This window comes from Comamonas sp. FG99, from assembly GCF_057808605.1.
Genome location: NZ_JBMDII010000030.1, coordinates 37,795 through 60,028, shown reverse-complemented (window position 1 = coordinate 60,028; position 22,234 = coordinate 37,795). Strand labels below are relative to the sequence as shown.

Genomic DNA, 22,234 nt, shown 5'->3' with positions numbered 1-22,234 from the left:
TCAAAACAAGGCTCCATGCTTGCCCGCTACGCTCGGGCTCCTGAGGGGCTCATGCCGTTCACTGGCTTAAGTGAACGGCATTACTCCGAGAGGGGCGCTTTTTATCTTGGGGCGGCCCGGTGATAAAAAGAGAGCTGCCAGCGCTTATGGATGTTTGTTTCCAGATGGTTTTATATCTGAAAACAAGATATACCGGGCGCAAGCAGCTATCAATTTATAGGCGACCTGGGCTGCTTGGGCTACAGCGTCCGCAACACCGCGCGCGCCGCTTCCAGCGTGCGGCCGATGTCGGCCTCGCTGTGCGCGGCGCTCACGAAGCCGGCCTCGTACAGCGCCGGCGCGAAGTAGTGGCCGCGCTCCAGCATGCCGTGGAAGAAGCGGTTGAACACCTGGCCGTCGGTCTTCATCACCTCGGCATAGTGGTTTGGCAGCTGCGGCAGGAAGTAAAAGCCGAACAGCCCGCCCTGGTGGTCGACGCTGAAGGGCAGGCCGGCGGCGTCGGCCTCGGCCTTGAGGCCGGCCATCAGCTGGCCGGTGCGCGCATGCAGCGCGTCGTGGAAGCCCGGTTGGCTGATCAGCTCCAGCGTCTTGAGGCCGCAGGCGGTGGCGATCGGGTTGCCCGACAGCGTGCCGGCCTGGTACACCGGGCCCAGCGGCGAGAGCTTTTGCATGATCTCGCGCCGCCCGCCAAAGGCCGCCATCGGCATGCCGCCGCCGATCACCTTGCCCAGCACGGTGATGTCGGGCGCAAAGCCCTCGATCTGCTGCGCATACAGGCTTTGCGCGCCGCCCAGCGCCACGCGAAAGCCGGTCATCACCTCGTCGTAGACCAGCAGCGCGCCGTGCTCGCGCGTGAGCTCGCGGATGCGGCGGGTGAAGGGCACGCTGGCGCGCACGAAGTTCATGTTGCCGGCGATGGGCTCCATGATCACGCAGGCGATGTCCGCGCCGTGCAGCGCAAAGGCCTCTTCGAGCTGGGCCAGGTCGTTGTACTCCAGCACCAGCGTGTCCTTGACCACGTCGGCCGGCACGCCGGCGCTCGACGAGGTGCCGAAGGTGGCCAGGCCCGAGCCGGCCTTGACCAGCAGCGAATCCGCATGGCCGTGGTAGCAGCCGTTGAACTTGATGATCTTGCTGCGCTCGGTGTAGCCGCGCGCCAGGCGCAGCGCGCTCATGCCGGCCTCGGTGCCGGAGCTGACCAGGCGCACCATGTCCATCGACGGCACCAGCGCCAGGATGCGCTCGGCCAGCGCGATCTCGCGCTCGGTGGGCGCGCCGAAGGAAAAGCCCTCGGCGATCGCGCGCTGCACCGCATCCACCACCTCGGGGTGGCCGTGGCCCAGGATCATCGGGCCCCAGGAGCCGATGTAGTCCACATACTGCTGCGCATTGGCGTCCCACAGGTAGGCGCCCTGCGCGCGCGCTATGAAGCGTGGCGTGCCGCCCACCGCATTGAAGGCGCGCACCGGCGAATTCACCCCGCCGGGGATGACCTGGCGGGCGCGTTCGAACAAGGAGGCATTGGCGTCGTTGGAGGCTGTCATGGTGGGGAATACTGAATGAAAAGGGACGGAAAGGACTCAGCGCTGCGGCCCGCTCTCGGCGGGTTCGGCGGGTTCGCCGCCTGTGGCGCTGTCGTCTTCATCATCATCGTCGTCGTCTGGCTGTATCCAGAACAGCCGGTCGGGAATCGTCTTGCCCATGCCGGGGCGTATGCCGCCTTCCAGGCATTTGTCGAGGTAGGCCAGCGCCTCGGCGGTGGCGTCGCTCAGGCTGGTCTCGGCGGCCAGCAGCGCCGCCAGCGCGGCCGACAAGGTGTCGCCCGCGCCGATGAACTCGGTCTCGAACAGCTCGAACTCGCCGTTGCCGTAGATCGTGTCCGCCGACACCAGCGCGTTCTCCACATGCTGCGGATGCGAGGGAATGCCGGTCACCAGTACGAAGGGCACGTCCTTCTCGGCCGCGGCCCGGGCGATGTCGCGCGGCGTGGGCGGGTGGGCGCTGTCGCGGTCGGGCAGCAGCCAGCGCCACAGCAGGCCGTACGAGCCCACCAGCACCGTGGCCTGCGGCAGCACGATCTCGTGGTAGGCGTCGAGGTAGTCGTCGATCAGCGCCGGATCCCACCACGACATGCTCGGCATGTAGGCGACCACCGGCAGATCGGGATAGTCGTTCGACAGCTCGGCGCAGGCGCGGATATTGGCCAGCGAGCCGAGGAAGCCCAGCTTGATGGCCCGCACCGGAATGTCCTGCAGCACGGCGCGCGCCTGCTGCTGCACCGCCTCGTCGCTGAGCGCAAAGAAGTCCTCCATGTCGAGGGTGTCGCGCACATAGGTGCCGGTGGCCACCGGGCAGCAGTGCCCGCCCATGGAGGACACCACCAGGCTGTCGCAGGCGAGACCACCCGCGCCGCTGGGGTCGTTGGCATTGATGCACAGCACGCTCGCCGTCGCGGCCTGGGCTGAGGAGGAGGAAGACTCGGAGAACGTGCGTGGATTGGTCATGGGTGAGGGCGCAGACACGTTCCGGTGTACCCCGTACCGCCAGAGCTGCAGCCCCGAATGTTAAAGATATTGCAATCGTTGCATTCTAGGGGAAGGGACATTAAGCTGCGCAAAATTCGTAGCAAAACATACCGGGGCCGCGGCCGTGCCGGGGGAGGGAAAACTGTGCGCGCAACCATCAGCGTTCGGCATGAGGTGCAGCAGGCGCTCGCGGGCGCGGTCAGGGCGCTGCGCCGGCACCAGCACGCGCTGGAGTTCGCGCAGCCCGGGGAGCCGCAGGCGGCGGACCCCGCCGGCGCGCGCCTGGCCTGGCAGCAGCTGCACGCCGCCGTTGCGGCACTGGCCGGCCTGCCGCAGCCGGGCCGGCTCGCGCAGGCCATGGCGGCGGCGGTGCAGCGCCTGATGCGCGAGCCCCAGCTGTGCACCGCGCAGGCGGTGGTGGTGCTGGAGAAAGCCGCGGTCGCGCTGCTCCAGCAGCTGGAGCGGCTGGCCCAGGACCCTGGTGCCTCTTGCGTGCCGCTGTTTCCTCCATACCGCGATGTGCAGGCGCTGGCCGGCGCCGAGCGGGCCCATCCCGCCGAGCTGTGGGCCGCGCCGGCGCGGCAGGCCGAGCCCGCCATGTTCGCCACGCCTGGGGCCGTGGCGCTGGCGCTTGATGCCGCCACGCGCGCGCGCCTGGATGCCGCCATGCTGGCGGTGCTCAAGTCGGCCGATGCTGGCGCGGCTGGCGATCTGGCGGCCTTGTGCCTGGGCATTGCGCAAGGCCTGGAGCCGGCGGGGCTGCGCCTGTTCTGGCGGGTGGCCGCCGGTTTTTTCGAGGGCCTGGCCCATGGCCTGGTGCCGGCTGACATCCATGCCCGGCGCACCGCATCCCGGGTGCTGCTGCAGTATGTGGCGCAGGCCAAGGGGAGCGAGGCGGTCGATGCCGGCCTGCTGCACGAGCTCGATTTCTTCTGCGCGCTGGCCCGGCCCGAAGGCGGGGCCGGCGGCGTGAACTATGCCGAGGAGCACCCGGGCCGCTATGACCCGGCCGTGCTGTGGGGGCGCCAGGGGGGCGATGCACCCGGCGCCATCGCCGCGGCTGCCTCGATTGCCGCGCTGCCCACGGGCCTGGCGCAGCAGCTGGGGCTGGGCATCAGCCCGGCGCTGTACAACGCCTATCTGGGTCAGGCGGAAGAATGGTCGCGCGCGCTGGAGAAGGCGCTGCACGCCTGGGCCGGGCGGCCGGGGCACGGGCTGCCCGACGAGGCCATCGCCTGCGCGCGGTCGCTGGCCGGCAGCTCCGCGGCGCTGGGGTTCGGCCCGTTGTCGGAGCTGGCCCAGGCGCTGGCGCATGCGCTGGCCCAGGTGCAGCGCAGCGCGGCGCCGCAGCCGCGCTGGCCGGATACCCTGCAGGCGGCGGCTGCCGAGGTGCGCAAGCTGCTGCACCAGTTCGCCGCCGGCTTTCTGAAGCCGGCCAGCGCGGCCATGCTGCAGGAGTTGCGGGCGATCGCGGCCGATCCCGCGGCGGTGCGCCCGCCAGGGGCGGGCGGCCCGGCCCTGGCATATTTGGCGCGGACGGGACCGGATTCGCTGGCCAACAGCCTCTAAAATAAGACATGTCCGCGACCGACATCAGCAATCTCACGCACCATTTCTTGATCGCCATGCCTTCGCTGCAGGACGACATGTTCGGCCGCAGCGTCGTCTATGTCTGCGAGCACAGCGACAAGGGGGCGCTTGGCCTGGTCATCAACAAACCGGCGGCCATCACCTTGTCGCACCTGTTCGACAAGGTGGACATGGTGCTGCGCCGCGACGACTTGAAGGACGAACCCGTGCTGCAGGGCGGCCCGGTGCACATCGAGCGCGGCTTCGTGCTGCACGACCGCATCGCCATCGCGTCCAGCGACCCGCACGAGTCGGCCTATGCCTCCACGCTCGCCATTCCCGGCGGGCTGGAGATGACCACCTCGCGCGACGTGCTCGAAGCCCTGTCCACCGGCGCCGGGCCCGGCCGGGTGCTGGTGACGCTGGGCTATGCCTCGTGGAGCGAAGGCCAGCTCGAATCGGAAATCTCCGAGAACGCCTGGCTGACCGTCGATGCCGACACCAGCGTCCTCTTCGACACCCCGGTGGAGCAGCGCTACGACCGCGCGCTGGGCCTGCTGGGTGTCGAGGCCTGGATGCTGTCGTCCGACGTGGGTCGCGCCTGAACATCATGAAGCACCTCCTGAGCCGCTGCGGGGCGGGCGCCTGGGCTGTGGGGCGAGTTGAGCGTTGATATGACGACTTCCGAAACCGGTTTTTCTTCGGCCCAGACCTTCGTGGCCTTCGATCTGGGGCTCAAGCGCACCGGCGCGGCCTACGGCACGCGCATGCTGGGCACCGCGCGGCCGCTGCCCACCATCCGCGCCGAAGGCAATGCGCGCTTTGCCTGGGTCGACAAATACCTGGCCGAATGGCAGCCCGACGCCCTCGTGGTCGGCGTGCCCTACCACCCCGACGGCGCGCCGCACGAGAACACCGCGCGCGCACAGCGCTTCGCGCGCCAGCTGCGCGGGCGCTACGGCCTGCCGGTGTTCGAGGTGGACGAGCGCTACAGCACCACCGAGGCGCTGTCGCAGGGCGCGAGGGATGCCGATGCCGCGTCGGCCTGCATCATCCTCGAGCAGCACCTGCGCGCGCTCGCGCAGCCCGGGGCGGCGCCATCTTGAGCCGGGTGCTGCGTGCGGTGGTCGGGGTGGGGCGCCTGGCGCGCCTGGGCCTGCATATATTGCGCGGGTTGTGGACGATCTACACCCGCTTCGGCGGCTGGGGCCATGGCGAGCGCAACCGCGCGATCGAGCAATGGGCCGCCCAGCTGCTGCGCTGCTGCGGCGTCGAGCTCAAGCTGCTGGGCCGGCCGCCGCAGGCGGGGCCGGCGCTGCTGGTAGCCAACCACTTGTCGTGGCTCGATATTCCGCTGATGCATGCCTGCCGGCATGTGCGCTTCGTCTCCAAGTCCGACGTCAGGCAGTGGCCGCTGGTGGGCACGCTGGCCAGCGCGGGCGGCACCCTGTACATCGAGCGCAGCTCACGGCGCGACGCGATGCGCACGGTGGAGCGCATGGCGCAGGCGCTGCGCGCGGGCGATCTGGTGGCGATCTTTCCCGAGGGCACGACCGGCGACGGGCGCAAGCTGCTGCCCTTCCATGCCAATTTGCTGCAGGCGGCGATCGATGCCGGTGCGCCCATCCAGCCGGTGGGCCTGTGCTTCTACGACCGGGCCAGCGGCGAGCCCAGCTACGCGCCCAGCTATGTCGGCGACGAGACGCTGCTGGGCTCCATCTGGCGCACGCTGACCGCGCCGCCGCTGGTCGCCCAGCTGCACTATGGCGAGCCCGAGCATGCCGACGGCCGCGACCGGCGCGCCTGGGGCCACCACCTGCACCGCCGCGTCGACAAGCTGTGGCGCAGCCGCTGAGGCCAATTTAGTTCAAAAGAACAACAGCTGCCTGGGCTGGGCGCGCACGCCCAGCTGCTCGCCCAGCGCATGCGCCTGCCCGCTCGCCACCTGCGCGTAGACGGTATGGCCCGAGGGCAGCTCCAGCGTGTACAAGGTATTGGCGCCGCGAAAAGCCTTGCGCAGCAGCCGCGCCTGCGTGGGCGCGGCGGCATCGCAGACCACGTCGCTGGCGCGCAGCAGCAGCTCGCAGCTGCCGGCGCGCGGCGCTGCCTCGCCGCCAGCGGCGGCCGGCGCATGCAGCGGGCCCAGCGGCGTCTGCACGGTATAGCCGCCCGGTCCGGGCACCACGGTGGCGGGCACGAAGGCGCCGTGGCCGATGAAGTCGGCCACGAAGCGCGAGGCCGGCCGCTGGTAGAGCGTGGCGGCATCGGCCCACTGGTGCAGCTGGCCGTCCTGCATCACGCCGATCGCATCGCCGATGGCAAAGGCCTCCAGCTGGTCGTGGGTGACGAAGAGCGCGGTGGCGCCGGCGGTCTTGAGAATGTCGCGCACCTCGAAGGCCAGGCGCTCGCGCAGCTCCACATCCAGGTTTGAGAACGGCTCGTCCAGCAGCATCAGCTGCGGGCGCGGCGCCAGCGCCCGGGCCAGCGCCACGCGCTGCTGCTGGCCGCCCGAGAGCTCGTGCGGGTAGCGCTCGCCGCTGTGGTCCAGGCCCACCAGCTCCAGCACCTCCTGCACCCGCCGGGCCTGCTCGGGCCGCGGCCAGTGGTGGATGCCGAAGGCCACGTTGCGCCCCACGCTGAGGTGGGGAAACAGCGCATAGTCCTGGAACACCATGCCGATGCGGCGCTTTTCCGCTGGCACCTGGCTGCGCTCGCTGCTCACCAGCTCGGACTGCAGCCGGATCTCGCCCCGCGTCACCGGCTCCAGCCCGGCGATGGCGCGCAGCAGCGTGGTCTTGCCGCAGCCCGAGGGGCCGATCAGCACGCCGATATCGCCCGCGGGCAGCTGCAGCGAGACGTCCTGGACGGCCGGACGGGGCCGGGCGGGGTAGCGGACTTCGAGCCGCGAAACTTCAAGAAACATGGAGCAGGGGGAAATGGATGGGCCGGGCGGCGGCGCCGCGCATGGTCGAAAAAACCTAAATGATATTCGTTATCAGTAAGCAAATACAATTCCAAGTCCTTTGCCTGGCTCCAGGCTGCTGTTCAACCGGTTTTCCACCCGCTGCCCGCCTGACCGTTTTGCGTACCTCCTCATCCCTTCGCCTTCGCGTGCTGCTCGGCGTGCTGGCCGCCTTCCTGGTGCTGCCGGTGCTGACCGTGTTCAGCGCCTGGCTGCCCTGGCAGCTGAACGACCATGACGCGCTGGCCATCGTGCGCGAAATGGCGGCCACCGTGCTGCCCGGCTACATGCGCACCACGCTGCTGCTTGGCGTGCTGGTGGCGGCGGGCGCGGCGCTGGTGGGCGCGCTGACCGCGGCGGCGGTCACGCTGTTCAGCTTTCGCGGGCGGGCGCTGCTGGAGTGGCTGCTGCTGCTGCCGCTGGCCATGCCGGCCTATGTGATCGCCTATGCCTATACCGACTTCCTGCAGTTCAGCGGCCCGCTGCAGACCTGGCTGCGCAGCAGCTTCGGCCTGCAAGGGCGGCTGCTGCCCGAGATCCGCTCGCTGGGCGGCGCGGTCATCGTCTTCGTGTTCGCGCTCTATCCCTATGTCTACCTGCTGGCGCGCACCGCCCTGAGCGAGCGCGCGGCGCACCTGATGGAGGCGGCCCGGCTCATGGGCGCGCCGCTGCACCGCCGCATCTGGGCGGTGGCCCTGCCCATGGCGCGGCCGGCGGTGGTGGCCGGCGTTGCCCTGGTGGCGATGGAGACGCTGGCGGACTTTGGCGTGTCCAGCTATTTCGGCATCACCACCTTCACCACCGGCATCTACAAGGCCTGGCTGTCGATGGAGAACCATGTGGCCGCGGCCCAGCTGGCCAGCATGCTGCTGGTGCTGGTGCTGCTGGTGCTGCAGCTGGAGCTGCGCGCCCAGCGCCGCATGCGCTTCGTCACCAACCATGTGCGCCGCGCGGGCGTGGCGGATGCGGCGCCGGTGCAGCTGCGCGGCCGCTGGTGCCTGCTGGCCTGGCTGGTGTGCCTGCTGCCGGTGCTGCTGGGCTTCGTGGCGCCGGTGCTGTTCATGCTGCGCCCGCTCGGCGCCGACTGGTCGGTGCTGCCCTGGGATCGCTTCCTGCAATGGGCCGCCAACAGTGTGCGCCTGGGCCTGATCTCGGCGCTGCTGGCCGTGCTGGTGTCGCTGCTGGTGGCCTATGCCCACCGCCGCAGCGCGGACCGCTTCACCCACTGGGTGGTGCAGCTGCTGGGCCTGGGCTATGCGATCCCGGGCGCGGTGATCGTCGTCGGCCTGCTGCTGCCGGTGGGCTGGGTGCAGCAGGCGCTGCCGCAGTGGGGCGTGCCGGCGCTGCTCACCACCACCATCGTCGGCCTGGTCTGGGCCTATATGGTGCGCTTTGGCGCGGTGGCCCTGCAGTCGGTGCAAAGCGGCTACACCCGCATACCCGCCAGCCTTGACGAATCCGCCCGCATGCTGGGCGCCGGCGGCCCGCGGCTGCTGCTGCGGGTGCACGGCCCGCTGCTGCGCCGCTCGGCGATCACCGCGGTGCTGCTGGTGCTGGTCGATGTGATGAAGGAGCTGCCCGCCACCATGGTGCTGCGGCCCTTCAACTCGGACACGCTGGCGGTGGTGGCCTACCAGCTGGCGCGCGACGAGCGGCTGAGCGAAGCGGCGCTGCCCTCGCTGGCCCTGGTGCTGGTGGGCCTGATCCCGGTGATCTTGCTCAGCCGCGAGCTCAATGATTCGCGCCAGCGCTAGGCGCTCGCGCTACCATCGCGGTTTTGAATTGCGAAAGCGAGCCGTCCATGTCCACGCCTGCCACCATCTACCACAATGCCCGCTGCAGCAATTCGCGCGGCGCGCTGGCGCTGCTGCGCGAGCACGGCATCGAGCCCGAGGTGGTGGACTACCTGGCCCATCCCCTGAATGTGGCGCAGCTGCAGGCGCTGGTGGCGCGGCTGGGCGTGCCGGTGCGCGACCTCATGCGCAGCAAGGAAGCGCTGTACGAGGAACTGGGGTTGGGCGCGCCGCACTGGACGGAGGCCCAGCTGCTGGAGCAGCTGGCCGCGCACCCGCAGCTGCTGAACCGCCCCATCGTGGTCACGCCCAAGGGCGCCCGGCTGTGCCGGCCGCCGCAGCTGGTGCTGGATTTGCTCTGAACCCGGCCCGCAAACGCCTACAATGGCGATTTCGGCTCCCTGTAGTTCAATGGATAGAACGAGTGCCTCCTAAGCGCTAGATACAGGTTCGATTCCTGTCGGGGGGACCACATTCAAGGTCGTGAAGGTTCGTAGCCTCGCGGCCTTTTTCTTTGCCTTGGCGGCAAATCCTTAGAATGGCTCCAGTGCTCACCTCATAGGATGCATGCATGGATGTCTTTTTGTGGATAGCCGGCGCGCTGCTGCGGGCCATTGCATTCGAGGCCATCTTCTTCTGGCCGGGATGGCTGGCGCTGCGTATCGTGACGCTGGGCTACTTTCCCCGTTACAGCAAAGGCGACATTCAGGACTACACCGACATTCAGATGATTGCGTTGGTGGGCTTCCTGGTGGTGATCTTGATCGTAGCTTTGATCGCCAAGTTCTCGCCGTGCTAGGCGCGTCCAGCCCGGGATGCTGCAAAACAGCACCGCCAGCGCTTGCTGCGCAGGCGCTGGCGGTTCTCTAGGGCCAGGCTCAGCTGAAGAGATTTTTCAGCCGCTCGGACCAAGACTGGTTGTTGGGCGTGTGCTTGGCGCCGCCTTTCTTCAGCGATTCGTCCAGCTCCTTGAGCAGCTTGCGCTGGTGCTCGGTGAGCTTGACCGGCGTCTCTACCGTGATGTGGCAGTACAGGTCGCCAGGGTAGCTGCTGCGCACGCCCTTGATGCCCTTGCCGCGCAGGCGGAACTGCTTGCCGGTCTGGGTGCCTTCGGGCAGGTCGATCGCGGCCTTGCCGCTGAGCGTGGGCACCTCGATCTCGCCGCCCAGCGCCGCGGTGATCATGCTCACCGGCACCTTGCAGTGCAGGTCGTCGCCGTCGCGCTCGAACACTTCGTGGTCGCGCACCCGGATCTCGATGTACAGGTCGCCCGGCGGGCCGCCGTTGACCCCGGGCTCGCCGTTGCCCGAGCTGCGGATGCGCATGCCGTCGTCGATGCCGGCGGGGATGTTCACCTCCAGCGTCTTCTGCGTCTTGATGCGGCCCTGGCCGTGGCACGAGGTGCAGGGCTCGGGGATGATCTTGCCGGTGCCCCGGCAGTGCGGGCAGGTCTGCTGCACCGCGAAGAAGCCCTGGCGCATCTGCACCGTGCCGCTGCCGTTGCAGGTGCCGCAGGTCTTGGGGCTGGTGCCGGGCTTGGCGCCGCTGCCGTGGCAAGTGTCGCATTCGTCCCACGAGGGGATCTTGATCTGCGCATGCTTGCCGTTGGCGGCTTCCTCCAGCGTGATGTCCATCGCGTAGCTCAGGTCGCTGCCGCGGTAGACCTGCGGCCCGCCGCCCCGGCGCCCGGCGTTGCCGAACATGTCGCCGAAGATGTCGCCAAAGGCTTCCGCGAAGCCGCCGAAGCCCTCGGCCCCAGCGCGCATGCTGGGGTCGACGCCGGCGTGGCCGTACTGGTCGTAGGCGGCGCGCTTCTGGCCGTCGGACAGCATCTCGTAGGCCTCCTTGACCTCCTTGAACTGTTCTTCGGCCTGCTTGGCCTTGTCCCCCTGGTTGCGGTCGGGGTGGAACTTCATCGCCAGCTTGCGATAGGCCTTCTTGATGTCGTCGTCCGAGGCGTTCTTGGCAACGCCGAGGACTTCGTAGTAATCACGTTTGGACATGGTGTAAGTGGTGGAGTGCCGTGGACAATGCGTGGCGGATAAAAGCCATGCCGGAGCACTGCGTCTGCAGGCTCCGGCATGGGGCGCTCAGGTCATTGCGCGTACCTGTGGCGGTGGGGAAGGACTTAGTCCTTCTTCACTTCCTTGACTTCGGCGTCCACCACATTGTCGTCGGCGGCCGCAGCGCCTGCGCCGGGGGCGGCTCCGCTGGCGGCGCCCGCCGCCTGCGCGGCCTGTGCGGCCTGTGCGTCGGCATAGACCTTCTCGCCGAGCTTCTGGCCAGCGGCCATCAGCGCGGTGGTCTTGGCTTCGATCGCGTCCTTGTCATCGCCCTTGAGGGCTTCTTCCAGTTCCTTGATCGCGGTCTCGATGGCGGTCTTCTCGCCGGCATCGAGCTTGTCGCCATGCTCGCCGAGGCTCTTTTGCACGCTGTGCGCCGCAGCTTCGCCCTGGTTGCGCGCCTGCACCAGTTCGAGCTTCTTCTTGTCGTCCGCCGCGTTCAGCTCGGCGTCCTTCACCATCTTCTGGATTTCGTCTTCCGACAGGCCCGAGCTGGCCTTGATGGTGATCTTGTTCTCCTTGCCGGTGCCCTTGTCCTTGGCGGAGACGTTCAGGATGCCGTTGGCGTCGATGTCGAAGGTCACCTCGATCTGCGGCACGCCGCGCGGGGCGGAGGGGATGCCTTCGAGGTTGAACTCGCCCAGCAGCTTGTTGGCGCTGGCGATGTCGCGCTCGCCCTGGAAGACCTTGATGGTCACCGCGGGCTGGTTGTCCTCGGCGGTGGAGTAGGTCTGGGCGAACTTGGTCGGGATGGTCGTGTTCTTGGCGATCATCTTGGTCATCACGCCGCCCAGGGTTTCGATGCCCAGCGACAGCGGGGTCACGTCCAGCAGCAGCACGTCGGAGCGCTCGCCGCCCAGCACCTGGCCCTGGATGGCCGCGCCCACGGCCACGGCTTCGTCAGGGTTCACGTCCTTGCGCGGGTCCTTGCCGAAGAATTCCTTGACCTTTTCCTGCACCTTGGGCATGCGGGACATGCCGCCCACCAGGATCACGTCGTCGATGTCGCTCACGCTGATGCCGGCATCCTTGATGGCGGTGCGGCAGGGGGCGATGGTGCGCTCGATCAGCTCTTCCACCAGGGCTTCCAGCTTGGCACGGGTGAGCTTGATGTTCAGGTGCTTGGGGCCGGTGGCGTCGGCAGTGATGTAGGGCAGGTTGATGTCGGTCTGGGCCGAGTTCGACAGCTCGATCTTGGCCTTTTCGGCGGCTTCCTTCAGGCGCTGCAGGGCCAGCACGTCCTTGGTCAGGTCGACGCCTTGCTCCTTCTTGAATTCGCCGATGATGTAGTCGATGATGCGCTGGTCGAAGTCCTCGCCGCCCAGGAAGGTGTCGCCGTTGGTGGCCAGCACCTCGAACTGCTTCTCGCCATCGACGTCGGCGATCTCGATGATGGACACGTCGAAGGTGCCGCCGCCCAGGTCATACACCGCGATCTTGTGGTCGCCCTTGCCGCCCTTGTCCAGGCCGAAGGCCAGCGCCGCGGCGGTGGGCTCGTTGATGATGCGCTTGACGTCCAGGCCGGCGATGCGGCCGGCGTCCTTGGTGGCCTGGCGCTGGCTGTCGTTGAAGTAGGCGGGCACGGTGATCACCGCCTCGGTCACGGGCTCGCCCAGGTAGTCCTCGGCGGTCTTCTTCATCTTGCGCAGCACTTCGGCGCTGATCTGGGGCGGGGCCAGCTTCTGGTCGCGCACCTTGACCCAGGCGTCGCCGTTGTCGGCCTTGATGATCTCGAAGGGCATCAGGTCGATGTCCTTTTGCACTTCCTTCTCGTCGAACTTGCGGCCGATCAGGCGCTTGGCGGCGTAGATGGTGTTCTTGGGGTTGGTGACGGCCTGGCGCTTGGCCGAGGCGCCGACGAGGATCTCGCCGTCGTCCTGGTAGGCGACGATCGACGGCGTGGTGCGCGCACCTTCGCTGTTCTCGATCACGCGGGTGGTGTTGCCTTCCATCACGGCCACGCAGCTGTTGGTCGTGCCCAGGTCAATGCCGATGATTTTTCCCATATTCTCTGCTCCGTATTCTGAAAAATTGGTGAATTAGCTTGGATGGTGGTTATCTGTGGCTGTTTTCGTGCGCTTCAAGACGGGAATTCGCAAAAAACGGCGGTATCCGGTGTCACTTGGGGGCCGCGACGGTCACCAGGGCCGGGCGCATCACGCGGTCGGCGATCAGGTAGCCCTTTTGCAGCGTGCCGACCACGGTGTTGGCCTCCTGGTCGGCGGGCACCATGCTGATGGCCTGGTGCTGGTGGGGGTCGAACTTGGCGCCGGCCGCGGGCGCGATGGCCACCACCTTGTTGCGCTCCAGCGCCGACAGCAGCTGGCGCAGCGTGGCCTCGGAGCCCTCGCGCAGCACCTGGTTGGAGGCGTCGGCCACGGCCAGGCCCGCCTCCAGGCTGTCCACCACCGGCAGCATGCTCTCGGCAAAGCTCTCCACGCCGAACTTGCGGGCCTTGCTCACTTCCTCGTCGGCGCGGCGGCGGGCATTCTCCACCTCGGCCTTGGCGCGCAGGTACTGGTCGGCCAGCTCGGCGTTCTTGCCCTGCAGCTCGGCCACCTGGGCCTGCAGCTGCGCCAGCTCGTACGCCTGGTTGGCGGCGGCAGCGGCTTCCAGCTCTTCGGGCGACATGGGGTTTTCGTTGGGGGAATGTGGTGGCAGGGTCATTGTTGTGCACTCGCTCCAAAAAACAGACTCCCTGATAGGTAGGAGCGGCCGGCGGCATTTCAAGACCCGCTTGCGTGTAATGGTTTTTGCCGTACTGGCGGTGTCTGGGCGTCGTTTGACGGCCCTGGGCGTTTGAAATATAATCGTGGGCTTTCCCTTGCCGCACCGGGCTTGCCTTGCATTCACTGCAGCAGACGGGCGGCTATTATCCACAAGGAGTTTGTGCATGCGTCACTACGAGATCGTGCTGCTGATCCACCCCGATCAGAGCGAACAGGTTCCAGCCATGCTGGAGCGCTACAAGGGCATGATTACCGCCGGCGGTGGCCAGATCCACCGTGTTGAAGACTGGGGCCGCCGTCAGTTGGCCTACATGATCAACAAGCTGGCCAAGGCCCACTACCTGTGCCTGAATATCGAAGCCGACCAGGCTGTGATGGCTGAACTGGAGCATGCCTTCAAGTTCAACGACGCCGTGCTGCGCCAGCTGACGGTGCAGCGCAAGAAGGCCGACACCGGTCCTTCCGCGATGATGAAGACCGTCGAGCGCGAAGAAGCCCGCAAGGCCAGCCAGGCCGAGCACGCTGCCGCCGACCGCTGATCACAACCGGTTGGAGGTGAAGAACCAGCTTGTCGTGACCGCCGGCCTCGCAGAGATACAAGCTTTGCGATACACGCCCGCCGGCCTTGCCGCCGTCGATGTGAAGCTGGAGCACCAGTCTTCGCAAGCCGAAATGGGGCAGCCACGACAGGTGAATCTGCTGATCAAGGCGGTGGCCTTCGGCCCGCTGGCCGAGCGCATCGCCCGCCAGGCCGTCGGAAGCATCTGGACGATCCAGGGCTTTCTGGCAACGCCGCGCAACAGCAAATCGGTGGTTCTGCACATCCAGGATATTCAACAAGATTCTTATTGAGAGGTCCGAAATGGCCACGTTCAAGAAATTCAACAAAGACAAGCGCCCCAAGCGCAACACCCAGTCGCTGCTGTTCAAGCGCAAGCGTTTCTGCCGCTTCACCGTGGCTGGCGTGGAAGAGATCGACTACAAGGATGTCGACACGCTGCGCGACTTCATCGCTGAAAACGGCAAGATCATCCCCGCACGCCTGACCGGCACGCGCGCCATCTACCAGCGCCAGCTGAACACCGCCATCAAGCGCGCACGCTTCCTGGCTCTGGTGCCGTACACCGACCAGCACAAGATCTAAGGAGCACGAACCATGCAAATCATTCTGCTCGACAAGGTTGTCAACCTGGGCAACCTGGGTGAGATCGTCAAGGTCAAGGACGGTTACGCTCGCAACTTCCTGATCCCCACGGGCCGTGCACGCCGCGCCACCGCCGCCGCCAAGGCCGAGTTCGAAGCCAAGCGCGCCGAACTGGAAAAGGCTGCCGCCGAGAAGCTGGCCGCTGCCCAGGCGCAAGGCGAGAAGCTGGCGGGCGCTACCGTCAAGCTGACGCAAAAGGCGGGCGTGGACGGCCGCCTGTTCGGCTCCGTGACCAACCACGACATCGCCGACGAACTCAACAAGATGGGCTTCGAAGTGGTCAAGTCGCAAGTGCGCCTGCCCAATGGCCCGATCAAGACCGTCAGCGACAACACCGTGGAAGTGGCTCTGCACACCGACGTGGTGGTGGAAGTCGGCGTGTCCGTCTACGGCGAGCACGTCTAAAGCCTCGAATGCCGGGCCATCTGTCCGGCTAGGGTATGAAAAGCCGCTGCAAAGCGGCTTTTTTATTGCGCTATTCTGCTTAGCTTTTTCACCACCGGTTTTTCAGGAACGTTATGTCCGATGCACTCGAAGGGTTCGTGAGCCCCGACCAGCAGGTTGCGCAGCTGCGCATTCCGCCGCATTCGATCGAGTCCGAATCCAGCGTGCTCGGTGGCCTGCTGCTCGACAACCAGGCCTGGGACCGCATGGGCGACGTGCTGGCCGAGGCGGACTTCTACCGCCACGAGCACCGGCTGATCTTCAGCGCCATCTCGGCGCTGGTCAATGCCAGCAAGCCGGCGGACGTGATCACCGTCTTCGAGCAGCTGCAGGCGGTGGGCAAGGCCGAGGAGGTGGGCGGCCTGGCCTACCTGAACCAGCTGGCCCAGTACGTGCCCAGCGCGAGCAACATCCGGCGCTATGCCGAGATCGTGCGCGAGCGCTCCATCCTGCGCAAGCTGGTGACGGCCAGCGACGAGATCGCGACCAACGCCTTCAACCCCCAGGGCAAGCCGGTGGAGCGGGTGCTGGACGAGGCCGAGCAGAAGATCTTCGCGATCGGCGAGGAAGGCTCGCGCATGAAGCAGGGCTTCCAGTCGCTGGAGTCGCTGGTGGTGGACCTGCTCGACCGCGTGCAGGAGATGGCCGACAACCCGGCCGACGTGACCGGCGTGCCCACCGGCTTCAGCGACCTGGACCGCATGACCAGTGGCCTGCAGGCGGGCGACCTGGTGGTGCTGGCGGCGCGCCCGTCGATGGGCAAGGCCCAGCCGTTGGACGCCCGGGTGCGCACGCGCTGCGGCTGGAAGGCCATGGGCGAGATCGAGGTGGGCGATGCGCTGGCATCGGTGGATGGGCGGCCTTCGATCGTGACCGGGGTGTTTCCCCAGGGCGTGAAGACGGTCTACCGGATCGCGTTTTCGGACGGCCGCTGGGCTGAATGCTGTGCGGAGCACCTGTGGCAGGTTCATTGTCGGCATTGGGCCGAGCCGCGGGTGCTCGAGACCCGGCAGTTGCAGGATTTGCTGGCCCGCAAGCGCTACCAGGGCCGGGTCTGGGTCGAGCCCGCCAGTGGAGATTTCGGCCACCAGGACCCTTTGCCCCTGGACCCCTGGATGCTCGGCGCGCTGCTGGGCGATGGCGGCCTGACCGGTAGCGGCAGCGTGCTCTTCTCCAGCATCTCCGAGCAGATGCTGGGCCTGATGCGCGCACGCTTGGGTCAGGGCATGGAGCTGGTGCATGCGAGCGGCTGCGATTGGCGCATCGTGCGCAGCGACCGCGCCCGCGTGAAGGGGCTGCAGGGCGCGCAGCCCAACCCAGTGCGCGTGGCGCTGGACAGCCTGGGCCTGTCGGGGCTGACCAGCGACAGGAAGTTCATCCCCCGGCTGTACCTGGAGGCCGCAAAGGCTGCCCGCCTGGACCTGCTGCGCGGCCTGCTGGACACCGACGGCTGGGTCGAGAGCTGGGGCAGCGTGCGCCTGTCCACCTCCAGCCGGCAGCTGGCGCAGGATGTGGCCGAGCTGGTGCGCTCGCTGGGCGGCTGGTGCTCCATCACGCAAAAGCAGCCCCATTTCACCAATGTGGCGGGCCTGCGCGTGCCTGGCCTGCCGGCCTATGTCTGCCATATCCACCATCCGCAGCCCAGGAGCTTGTTCCTGCTGTCGGACAAGCAGATGCGCGCCCCCGAGGCCTGGCGGCGCAAGAAGCGCCTGAATGTGATGGCCATCGAACCCGTGCGGGAGGCGGCCTGCCAATGCGTCGCGGTGAGCCATCCCTCCAGGCTCTACATTACCGACCACGACGTGGTTACCCACAATACCTCCTTCGCCGTGAACATCGCCGAGCATGTGGCGCTGAACGAAGGCTTGCCGGTGGCCATCTTCTCGATGGAAATGGGCGCGGCGCAGCTGGCGGTGCGTATCGTGGGCTCGATCGGCCGCGTCAACCAGGGCAATTTGCGCACCGGCAAGCTCAACGACGACGAATGGCCGCGCCTGACCGAGGCCATCGAGCGCCTGCGCACCGTGTCGCTGCACATCGACGAGACGCCGGGCCTCACGCCGTCGGAGCTGCGCGCCAACGCGCGGCGCCTGGCGCGCCAGTGCGGCAAGCTCGGCCTGATCGTGGTCGACTACCTGCAGCTGATGAGCGGCTCGGGATCGGCCAGCTCCGACAACCGCGCCACCGAGCTGGGCGAGATCTCGCGCGGCCTGAAGATGCTGGCCAAGGAGCTGCAATGCCCGGTGATCGCGCTGTCACAGCTCAACCGCTCGGTGGAGCAGCGCACCGACAAGCGGCCGATGATGTCCGACCTGCGCGAATCGGGCGCCATCGAGCAGGATGCGGACATCATCATGTTCATCTACCGCGACGACTACTACAACAAGGAGAGCAAGGAGCCGAACATTGCCGAGGTCATCATCGGCAAGCAGCGTAACGGCCCGACCGGCACGGTGAAGCTCTTCTTCCAGAAGAACCAGACCCGCTTCGAGAACCTCGCCATGGGCTATGGCGGTGACGAATACTAAAAATTCATAGCTGCTAGCGATTTTATATAAACGTTTTCAGATGGTTTTATATCTGAAAACGTTGACTGCAGGGCGCTAGCAGCTCTTATTTTTAAGGCCTTGCTGAAGCCATGGCGGCCGGGCCCTGCTCGCCTATCCAGGCCTCGAAGGCGCGCAGCGCCTGCGAAGGCTCGCCGTGCTGCGGGTAGGCGAACCAGTAGCTTTGCGTGCCGGGCAGGGTCTGGCGGTGGGCGCGCACCACCTGGCCCGCGTCGAGCGCGTTCTGTACCAGCGCCTGCGGCACCAGCCCCAGGCCCAGCCCGGCGGCCGCGGCGGCGATCACCATCGAGAACAGCTCGTACCTCGGGCCGCGCGAGGCCGGCACCGAATAGCTCCAGCCCGCCAGCGCGTACCAGTCGCGCCAGGCGTCGGGGCGGCTTTGCAGGCCGATGTGGGTCAGCTGGGCCCAGCTGGCTTCGTCGCCGAGATCGTGCCGCCTGGCAAAGGCGGCGCTGCACACGGGGATGCACTCGCCGTCCTGCGCAATGCGCCGGCCCCGGGTGTGGGGCCACAGGCGGTCGCCGGCGAAGATCGCGGCATCGAACTGGCTCTGCTCCAGCGCGAACGGGTCGGAGCGCACCGACAGGTGCAGCTGGATATCGGGGTGCCGCTCGGCAAAGCCCGGCAGGCGCGGGATCAGCCACTGCGTGGCAAAGCTGGAGACCACCGCCAGGTGCAGCGCGTAGCCCTGGCAGCGGCTGTTGGCGATCTCCTGCGTGTCGCGCTCCAGGCCGTTCAGGTGCAGGCGCACGCGCTGTGCATAGCGCTTGCCCGCATCGGTGAGCTGCACGCGGCGCTTGTGGCGTATGAACAGCGGCACGCCCAGGCGCTCTTCCAGCGCCGCCACATGGCGGCTGACCGCGCTGGCGGTGAGCGCCAGTTCGTCGGCCGCGCGCGAGAAGCTGCCGTGCCGCGCCGAGGCCTCGAAGGCCTGCAGCAGGCCGATACCGGGGATGGCGTTACGCATGGGTCGCCGTGGGGATGTTCGTAAAAGTCACCATATTGCGCAATCTTGGTATTTTGCGGTTCGGATTCCATCGCATAGCATAGCCGCAGCCATTCTGGGGAAAGCTGAGGAAAGAGCAATGTCGGACTCCCGTGCACGTTTGCAGCAGGTATTGGATGCCTTGGCCCTGAAGCTGGGCGGCTACGAAGGGCAGGACTGGCCCAGCCGCGCGCCGCGCGACGGCACGGTGCTCGCCACCGTGCGCGCGCACACGGTGGACGAGGCCCAGGCCGCCATCCAGCGCGCGCAGCAGGCCTTTCTGGCCTGGCGCGGCGTGCCGGCGCCGGTGCGCGGCGAGCTGGTGCGCCGCCTGGGCGAGCAGCTGCGCCGCCACAAGGCCGCGCTGGGCGCGCTGGTGTCGCTGGAGGCCGGCAAGATTGCCTCCGAGGGCCTGGGCGAGGTGCAGGAGATGATCGACATCTGCGACTTCGCGCTCGGCCTGTCGCGCCAGCTGCATGGGCTGACGATCGCCAGCGAGCGCCCCGGCCACCGCATGATGGAGACCTGGCACCCGATGGGCGTGGTGGGCATCATCTCGGCCTTCAATTTCCCGGTGGCGGTGTGGTCGTGGAATGCGGCGCTGGCGCTGGTGTGCGGCAATGCCATCGCCTGGAAGCCGTCCGAGAAAACGCCGCTCACCGCGATCGCCTGCCAGCACCTGCTGCAGCAGGCGATCGCGGCCTTCAATGCCGAGCGGCCCGGCACCGTGCCCGAGGGACTGAGCCAGCTCTTGATCGGCGGGCGCGGCGTGGGCGAGGCGCTGGCCGCCAGCCCGCAGGTCGCGGTGCTCAGCGCCACCGGCTCAAGCCGCATGGGGCGGCAGGTGGCGGTCAAGGTGGCCGAGCGCTTCGGCCGCTCTATCCTGGAGCTGGGCGGCAACAATGCGATGATCGTCACTCCCACGGCCGACCTGGAGCTGGCCGCGCGCGCCATCACCTTCGCGGCGGTGGGCACGGCCGGCCAGCGCTGCACCACGCTGCGCCGGCTGATCGTGCATGCCTCGGTGGCCGATGCGCTGCTGGCACGGCTGGAAAAGATTTACCAGAGCATCGCCATCGGCGATCCGCTGGCCGAAGGCACGCTGGTGGGCCCGCTGATCGACCGCGCCGCCTTCGAGGCCATGCAGCAGGCGCTGGCCCAGGCGCGCGCCGAGGGCGGCACGGTGCTGGGCGGCGAGCGCGTGCGCGAGGCGCTGGGCGCCGATGCCTGGTATGTGCGCCCGGCGCTGGTGCAGATGCCGGGCCAGACGCCGGTGGTGGCGCACGAGACCTTCGCGCCCATCCTCTACGTGTTGCGCTATGGCGGCCACAACGGTGGTGTCGACGAGGCCATCGCGCTGCAGAACGCGGTGCCGCAGGGGCTGTCGTCGGCCATCTTCACCGCCAGCCTGTCGGATGCGGAGCGCTTCATGTCGCCTGCGGGCAGCGATTGCGGCATCGCCAATGTCAATATCGGCACCTCGGGCGCGGAGATCGGCGGCGCCTTCGGCGGCGAGAAGGAAACCGGGGGCGGGCGCGAGTCCGGCTCCGACGCGTGGAAGGGCTATATGCGCCGCGCGACCAACACCATCAATTACAGCGGCGCGCTGCCGCTGGCGCAAGGCGTGCGCTTCGACGTTTGACAGGGAGACAAGGCGATGACGGAATCCGCTAACAACCAGGCCCGCAGCGGCGGCCAGCTGGTGGTGGACCAGCTGCGCTTGCACGGCGTGCAGCAGCTCTTCACCGTGCCGGGCGAGAGCTTTCTGGCGGTGCTCGATGCGCTGCACGACGCGCCCATCGAGGTGACCGTCTGCCGCCAGGAGGGCGGCGCCTGCATGATGGCCGAGGCCCAGGGCAAGCTCACGGGGCGGCCCGGCATCTGCTTCGTCACCCGCGGTCCGGGGGCGACCAATGCGTCGGCGGGCCTGCACATTGCCATGCAGGATTCGACGCCGATGATTCTGTTCGTGGGCCAGATCGAGCGCGCCGCGCGCGACCGCGAGGCCTTCCAGGAGCTGAACTACCGCGCGGTGTTCGGCCCCATGGTCAAGTGGGCGACCGAGATCGACGACGTGCGCCGCGTGCCCGAGATCATCGCCCGCGCCTTTGCGGTGGCCACCAGCGGCCGCCCCGGCCCGGTGGTGATCGCGCTGCCCGAAGACATGCTGCGCGAAACCTCAGGCGTGGCCGATGCGCGCCCCTACCAGCCCGCCAGCGCCGCCCCGGCGCCGGCCGATGTGCGGCAGGTGGTGCAGCGGCTGGCCGCGGCCGAGCGGCCCATCATCATCGCCGGCGGCTCGCGCTGGAGCGCGCAGGCCCAGGCCGACCTGGCGGCCGCGGCCGAGCGGCTGGGCGTGCCGGTGGCTTGTTCGTTCCGCCGGCAGATGCTGTTCCCGGCCAACCACCCCTGCTATGCGGGCGACGTGGGCCTGGGCATCAACCCCAGGCTGGCCGAGCGCATCCGCAATGCCGACCTGGTGCTGCTGCTGGGCGGGCGCCTGTCCGAGGTGCCGTCGCAGGGCTATACCCTGCTGGACATTCCCACGCCGAAGCAGCCACTGATCCATGTGCACCCCGACCCGGACGAGCTGGGCCGCGTCTACCAGGCCGAGCAGGCCGTGGTGGCCGCGCCCGATGCGTTCTGCGCCGCGCTGGCGCAGGCGGTGACACAGGCCGATGTGCCGGCGCCTTCCGCGACCCGCCAGGCCGGGCCGAAGGCGGCGCATGATGACTACCTGGCCTGGAGCGATCCGGCGCCGATCCGGGTGCCGGGCGCGCTGCAAATGGGCGCGGTGATGCAGCACCTGCGCGAGGTGCTGCCGGCGGATGCGGTGTTTTGCAACGGCGCGGGCAACTTCGCCACCTGGGTGCACCGCTTCTGGCCGTTCACGCACTATGGCACGCAGCTCGCGCCCACCAGCGGCAGCATGGGCTATGGCTTTCCGGCGGCGGTGGGCGGGCAGCGCCTGCGGCCGCAGCAGACCTTTGTCTGCTTTGCCGGCGACGGCGACTTCCTGATGCACGGCCAGGAGTTCGCCACCGCGGTGCAATACCGGCTGCCGGTGATCGTGGTGCTGATCGACAACGGCATGTACGGCACCATCCGCATGCACCAGGAGCGCGACTACCCCAACCGCGTGAGCGGCACCGAGCTGCACAACCCAGACTTCGTGGCCTATGCCAACGCCTTCGGCGGCAAGGGCGCGCTGGTGGCGCGGACCGAGGACTTTGCCCCCGCGCTGGCAGCGCTGCGCGCCTGGGCCGCCGAGCACCGGCTGCCGGTGCTGCTGCACTGCAAGCTCGACCCGCAGGCGATCACGCCCGCGCGCAGCCTGGACCAGATCCGCGGCACGGGTGCTTGACGAATTTCAAATAAAAAAAGCTGCCAGCG

At 67.9% G+C, this 22,234-nt stretch carries 21 protein-coding genes and 1 tRNA gene; 15 read left to right on the top strand and 7 right to left on the bottom strand.

Annotated features, from left to right (window positions below; translation table 11 throughout):
- Positions 1-239: 239 nt before the first annotated feature.
- Both hemL and thiD read right to left on the bottom strand, forming a co-directional pair.
- A complete protein-coding gene (hemL, locus tag ACODRX_RS18885) occupies positions 240-1,544 on the bottom strand; it encodes a glutamate-1-semialdehyde 2,1-aminomutase (RefSeq protein WP_488873080.1) in 1,305 nt (434 codons plus the stop codon).
- A 36-nt stretch (positions 1,545-1,580) separates the two neighbouring features.
- Positions 1,581-2,504 carry a bifunctional hydroxymethylpyrimidine kinase/phosphomethylpyrimidine kinase gene (gene thiD / locus ACODRX_RS18880; protein ID WP_488873079.1) on the bottom strand — a complete coding sequence of 308 codons (924 nt, stop codon included), beginning with the start codon at positions 2,502-2,504 and terminating at the stop codon, positions 1,581-1,583.
- 165 nt (positions 2,505-2,669) lie between these two features.
- Between thiD and ACODRX_RS18875 the strand changes: the two genes are divergently transcribed.
- From ACODRX_RS18875 to ACODRX_RS18860, 4 genes are all read left to right on the top strand, one after another.
- Positions 2,670-4,094, top strand: coding sequence for a FimL-related protein (locus ACODRX_RS18875; RefSeq protein ID WP_488873078.1), 1,425 nt, complete (start codon positions 2,670-2,672; stop codon positions 4,092-4,094).
- Positions 4,095-4,102: 8 nt separating this feature from the next.
- Positions 4,103-4,699 carry a YqgE/AlgH family protein gene (locus tag ACODRX_RS18870; RefSeq protein ID WP_488873077.1) on the top strand — a complete coding sequence of 199 codons (597 nt, stop codon included), beginning with the start codon at positions 4,103-4,105 and terminating at the stop codon, positions 4,697-4,699.
- 69 nt (positions 4,700-4,768) lie between these two features.
- Positions 4,769-5,200, top strand: a complete 432-nt coding sequence (gene ruvX / locus ACODRX_RS18865; protein ID WP_488873076.1) for a Holliday junction resolvase RuvX — start codon at positions 4,769-4,771, stop codon at positions 5,198-5,200.
- Complete coding sequence (locus tag ACODRX_RS18860) at positions 5,197-5,949, top strand: lysophospholipid acyltransferase family protein (RefSeq protein ID WP_488873075.1); 753 nt, start codon at positions 5,197-5,199, stop codon at positions 5,947-5,949. Before ruvX ends, ACODRX_RS18860 begins: the two co-directional genes overlap by 4 nt.
- A 12-nt stretch (positions 5,950-5,961) precedes the next feature.
- On the opposite strand, the gene ACODRX_RS18855 is transcribed toward ACODRX_RS18860, so the two are convergent.
- Entirely contained in the window at positions 5,962-7,017 is a 1,056-nt protein-coding gene (locus ACODRX_RS18855) for an ABC transporter ATP-binding protein (protein WP_488873074.1), read from the bottom strand.
- Between the two features lie 158 nt (positions 7,018-7,175).
- Between ACODRX_RS18855 and ACODRX_RS18850 the strand changes: the two genes are divergently transcribed.
- The 4 genes from ACODRX_RS18850 (at position 7,176) to ACODRX_RS18835 (ending at position 9,648) form a co-directional block, all read left to right on the top strand.
- Positions 7,176-8,810 (top strand): ABC transporter permease, encoded by a 1,635-nt coding sequence (locus tag ACODRX_RS18850; RefSeq protein WP_488873073.1) that lies wholly within the window; start codon positions 7,176-7,178, stop codon positions 8,808-8,810.
- Between the two features lie 47 nt (positions 8,811-8,857).
- Entirely contained in the window at positions 8,858-9,211 is a 354-nt protein-coding gene (gene arsC / locus ACODRX_RS18845) for an arsenate reductase (glutaredoxin) (RefSeq protein WP_488873072.1), read from the top strand.
- Between the two features lie 35 nt (positions 9,212-9,246).
- Positions 9,247-9,321: transfer RNA gene (locus ACODRX_RS18840), tRNA-Arg, on the top strand.
- A gap of 99 nt (positions 9,322-9,420) precedes the next feature.
- Complete coding sequence (locus tag ACODRX_RS18835; RefSeq protein WP_488873071.1) at positions 9,421-9,648, top strand: hypothetical protein; 228 nt, start codon at positions 9,421-9,423, stop codon at positions 9,646-9,648.
- Between the two features lie 79 nt (positions 9,649-9,727).
- On the opposite strand, the gene dnaJ is transcribed toward ACODRX_RS18835, so the two are convergent.
- From dnaJ to grpE, 3 genes are all read right to left on the bottom strand, one after another.
- Positions 9,728-10,852: a molecular chaperone DnaJ gene (dnaJ, locus tag ACODRX_RS18830; protein WP_488873070.1), complete on the bottom strand. Its 1,125-nt coding sequence runs from the start codon at positions 10,850-10,852 to the stop codon at positions 9,728-9,730.
- 125 nt (positions 10,853-10,977) lie between these two features.
- Positions 10,978-12,918: a molecular chaperone DnaK gene (gene dnaK / locus ACODRX_RS18825; RefSeq protein ID WP_488873069.1), complete on the bottom strand. Its 1,941-nt coding sequence runs from the start codon at positions 12,916-12,918 to the stop codon at positions 10,978-10,980.
- A 112-nt stretch (positions 12,919-13,030) separates the two neighbouring features.
- Positions 13,031-13,579, bottom strand: coding sequence for a nucleotide exchange factor GrpE (grpE, locus tag ACODRX_RS18820; RefSeq protein ID WP_488873068.1), 549 nt, complete (start codon positions 13,577-13,579; stop codon positions 13,031-13,033).
- A gap of 226 nt (positions 13,580-13,805) precedes the next feature.
- Between grpE and rpsF the strand changes: the two genes are divergently transcribed.
- The 5 genes from rpsF (at position 13,806) to dnaB (ending at position 17,817) form a co-directional block, all read left to right on the top strand.
- Positions 13,806-14,180: a 30S ribosomal protein S6 gene (gene rpsF / locus ACODRX_RS18815; protein WP_488873067.1), complete on the top strand. Its 375-nt coding sequence runs from the start codon at positions 13,806-13,808 to the stop codon at positions 14,178-14,180.
- Positions 14,181-14,196: 16 nt separating this feature from the next.
- Entirely contained in the window at positions 14,197-14,493 is a 297-nt protein-coding gene (gene priB / locus ACODRX_RS18810; protein WP_488873066.1) for a primosomal replication protein N, read from the top strand.
- 10 nt (positions 14,494-14,503) lie between these two features.
- Entirely contained in the window at positions 14,504-14,785 is a 282-nt protein-coding gene (gene rpsR, locus ACODRX_RS18805) for a 30S ribosomal protein S18 (RefSeq protein WP_460480004.1), read from the top strand.
- A 12-nt stretch (positions 14,786-14,797) separates the two neighbouring features.
- Positions 14,798-15,250: a 50S ribosomal protein L9 gene (gene rplI, locus ACODRX_RS18800; RefSeq protein ID WP_488873065.1), complete on the top strand. Its 453-nt coding sequence runs from the start codon at positions 14,798-14,800 to the stop codon at positions 15,248-15,250.
- A 113-nt stretch (positions 15,251-15,363) separates the two neighbouring features.
- Positions 15,364-17,817 carry a replicative DNA helicase gene (gene dnaB / locus ACODRX_RS18795; RefSeq protein ID WP_488873064.1) on the top strand — a complete coding sequence of 818 codons (2,454 nt, stop codon included), beginning with the start codon at positions 15,364-15,366 and terminating at the stop codon, positions 17,815-17,817.
- A 91-nt stretch (positions 17,818-17,908) separates the two neighbouring features.
- Here the strand turns inward: dnaB and ACODRX_RS18790 are convergent, their stop codons facing one another.
- The gene (locus ACODRX_RS18790; RefSeq protein ID WP_488873063.1) at positions 17,909-18,823 is read right to left on the bottom strand and encodes a LysR substrate-binding domain-containing protein; all 915 of its coding nucleotides are present in this window, start codon (positions 18,821-18,823) and stop codon (positions 17,909-17,911) included.
- Between the two features lie 118 nt (positions 18,824-18,941).
- Between ACODRX_RS18790 and amaB the strand changes: the two genes are divergently transcribed.
- Positions 18,942-20,483, top strand: a complete 1,542-nt coding sequence (gene amaB, locus ACODRX_RS18785; RefSeq protein ID WP_488873062.1) for an L-piperidine-6-carboxylate dehydrogenase — start codon at positions 18,942-18,944, stop codon at positions 20,481-20,483.
- 15 nt (positions 20,484-20,498) lie between these two features.
- Complete coding sequence (locus tag ACODRX_RS18780; RefSeq protein WP_488873061.1) at positions 20,499-22,205, top strand: thiamine pyrophosphate-binding protein; 1,707 nt, start codon at positions 20,499-20,501, stop codon at positions 22,203-22,205.
- Positions 22,206-22,234 lie beyond the last annotated feature (29 nt).

Bases quoted from the DNA above. Each gene is read 5' to 3' on its own strand.
- hemL (WP_488873080.1), bottom strand. From the start codon at position 1,544: ATGACAGCCTCCAACGACGCCAATGCCTCCTTGTTCGAACGCGCCCGC.
- thiD (WP_488873079.1), bottom strand. From the start codon at position 2,504: ATGACCAATCCACGCACGTTCTCCGAGTCTTCCTCCTCCTCAGCCCAG.
- ACODRX_RS18870 (WP_488873077.1), top strand. From the start codon at position 4,103: ATGTCCGCGACCGACATCAGCAATCTCACGCACCATTTCTTGATCGCC.
- ruvX (WP_488873076.1), top strand. From the start codon at position 4,769: ATGACGACTTCCGAAACCGGTTTTTCTTCGGCCCAGACCTTCGTGGCC.
- ACODRX_RS18855 (WP_488873074.1), bottom strand. From the start codon at position 7,017: ATGTTTCTTGAAGTTTCGCGGCTCGAAGTCCGCTACCCCGCCCGGCCC.
- arsC (WP_488873072.1), top strand. From the start codon at position 8,858: ATGTCCACGCCTGCCACCATCTACCACAATGCCCGCTGCAGCAATTCG.
- ACODRX_RS18835 (WP_488873071.1), top strand. From the start codon at position 9,421: ATGGATGTCTTTTTGTGGATAGCCGGCGCGCTGCTGCGGGCCATTGCA.
- dnaJ (WP_488873070.1), bottom strand. From the start codon at position 10,852: ATGTCCAAACGTGATTACTACGAAGTCCTCGGCGTTGCCAAGAACGCC.
- dnaK (WP_488873069.1), bottom strand. From the start codon at position 12,918: ATGGGAAAAATCATCGGCATTGACCTGGGCACGACCAACAGCTGCGTG.
- grpE (WP_488873068.1), bottom strand. From the start codon at position 13,579: ATGACCCTGCCACCACATTCCCCCAACGAAAACCCCATGTCGCCCGAA.
- rpsF (WP_488873067.1), top strand. From the start codon at position 13,806: ATGCGTCACTACGAGATCGTGCTGCTGATCCACCCCGATCAGAGCGAA.
- rpsR (WP_460480004.1), top strand. From the start codon at position 14,504: ATGGCCACGTTCAAGAAATTCAACAAAGACAAGCGCCCCAAGCGCAAC.
- rplI (WP_488873065.1), top strand. From the start codon at position 14,798: ATGCAAATCATTCTGCTCGACAAGGTTGTCAACCTGGGCAACCTGGGT.
- dnaB (WP_488873064.1), top strand. From the start codon at position 15,364: ATGTCCGATGCACTCGAAGGGTTCGTGAGCCCCGACCAGCAGGTTGCG.
- ACODRX_RS18790 (WP_488873063.1), bottom strand. From the start codon at position 18,823: ATGCGTAACGCCATCCCCGGTATCGGCCTGCTGCAGGCCTTCGAGGCC.
- amaB (WP_488873062.1), top strand. From the start codon at position 18,942: ATGTCGGACTCCCGTGCACGTTTGCAGCAGGTATTGGATGCCTTGGCC.
- ACODRX_RS18780 (WP_488873061.1), top strand. From the start codon at position 20,499: ATGACGGAATCCGCTAACAACCAGGCCCGCAGCGGCGGCCAGCTGGTG.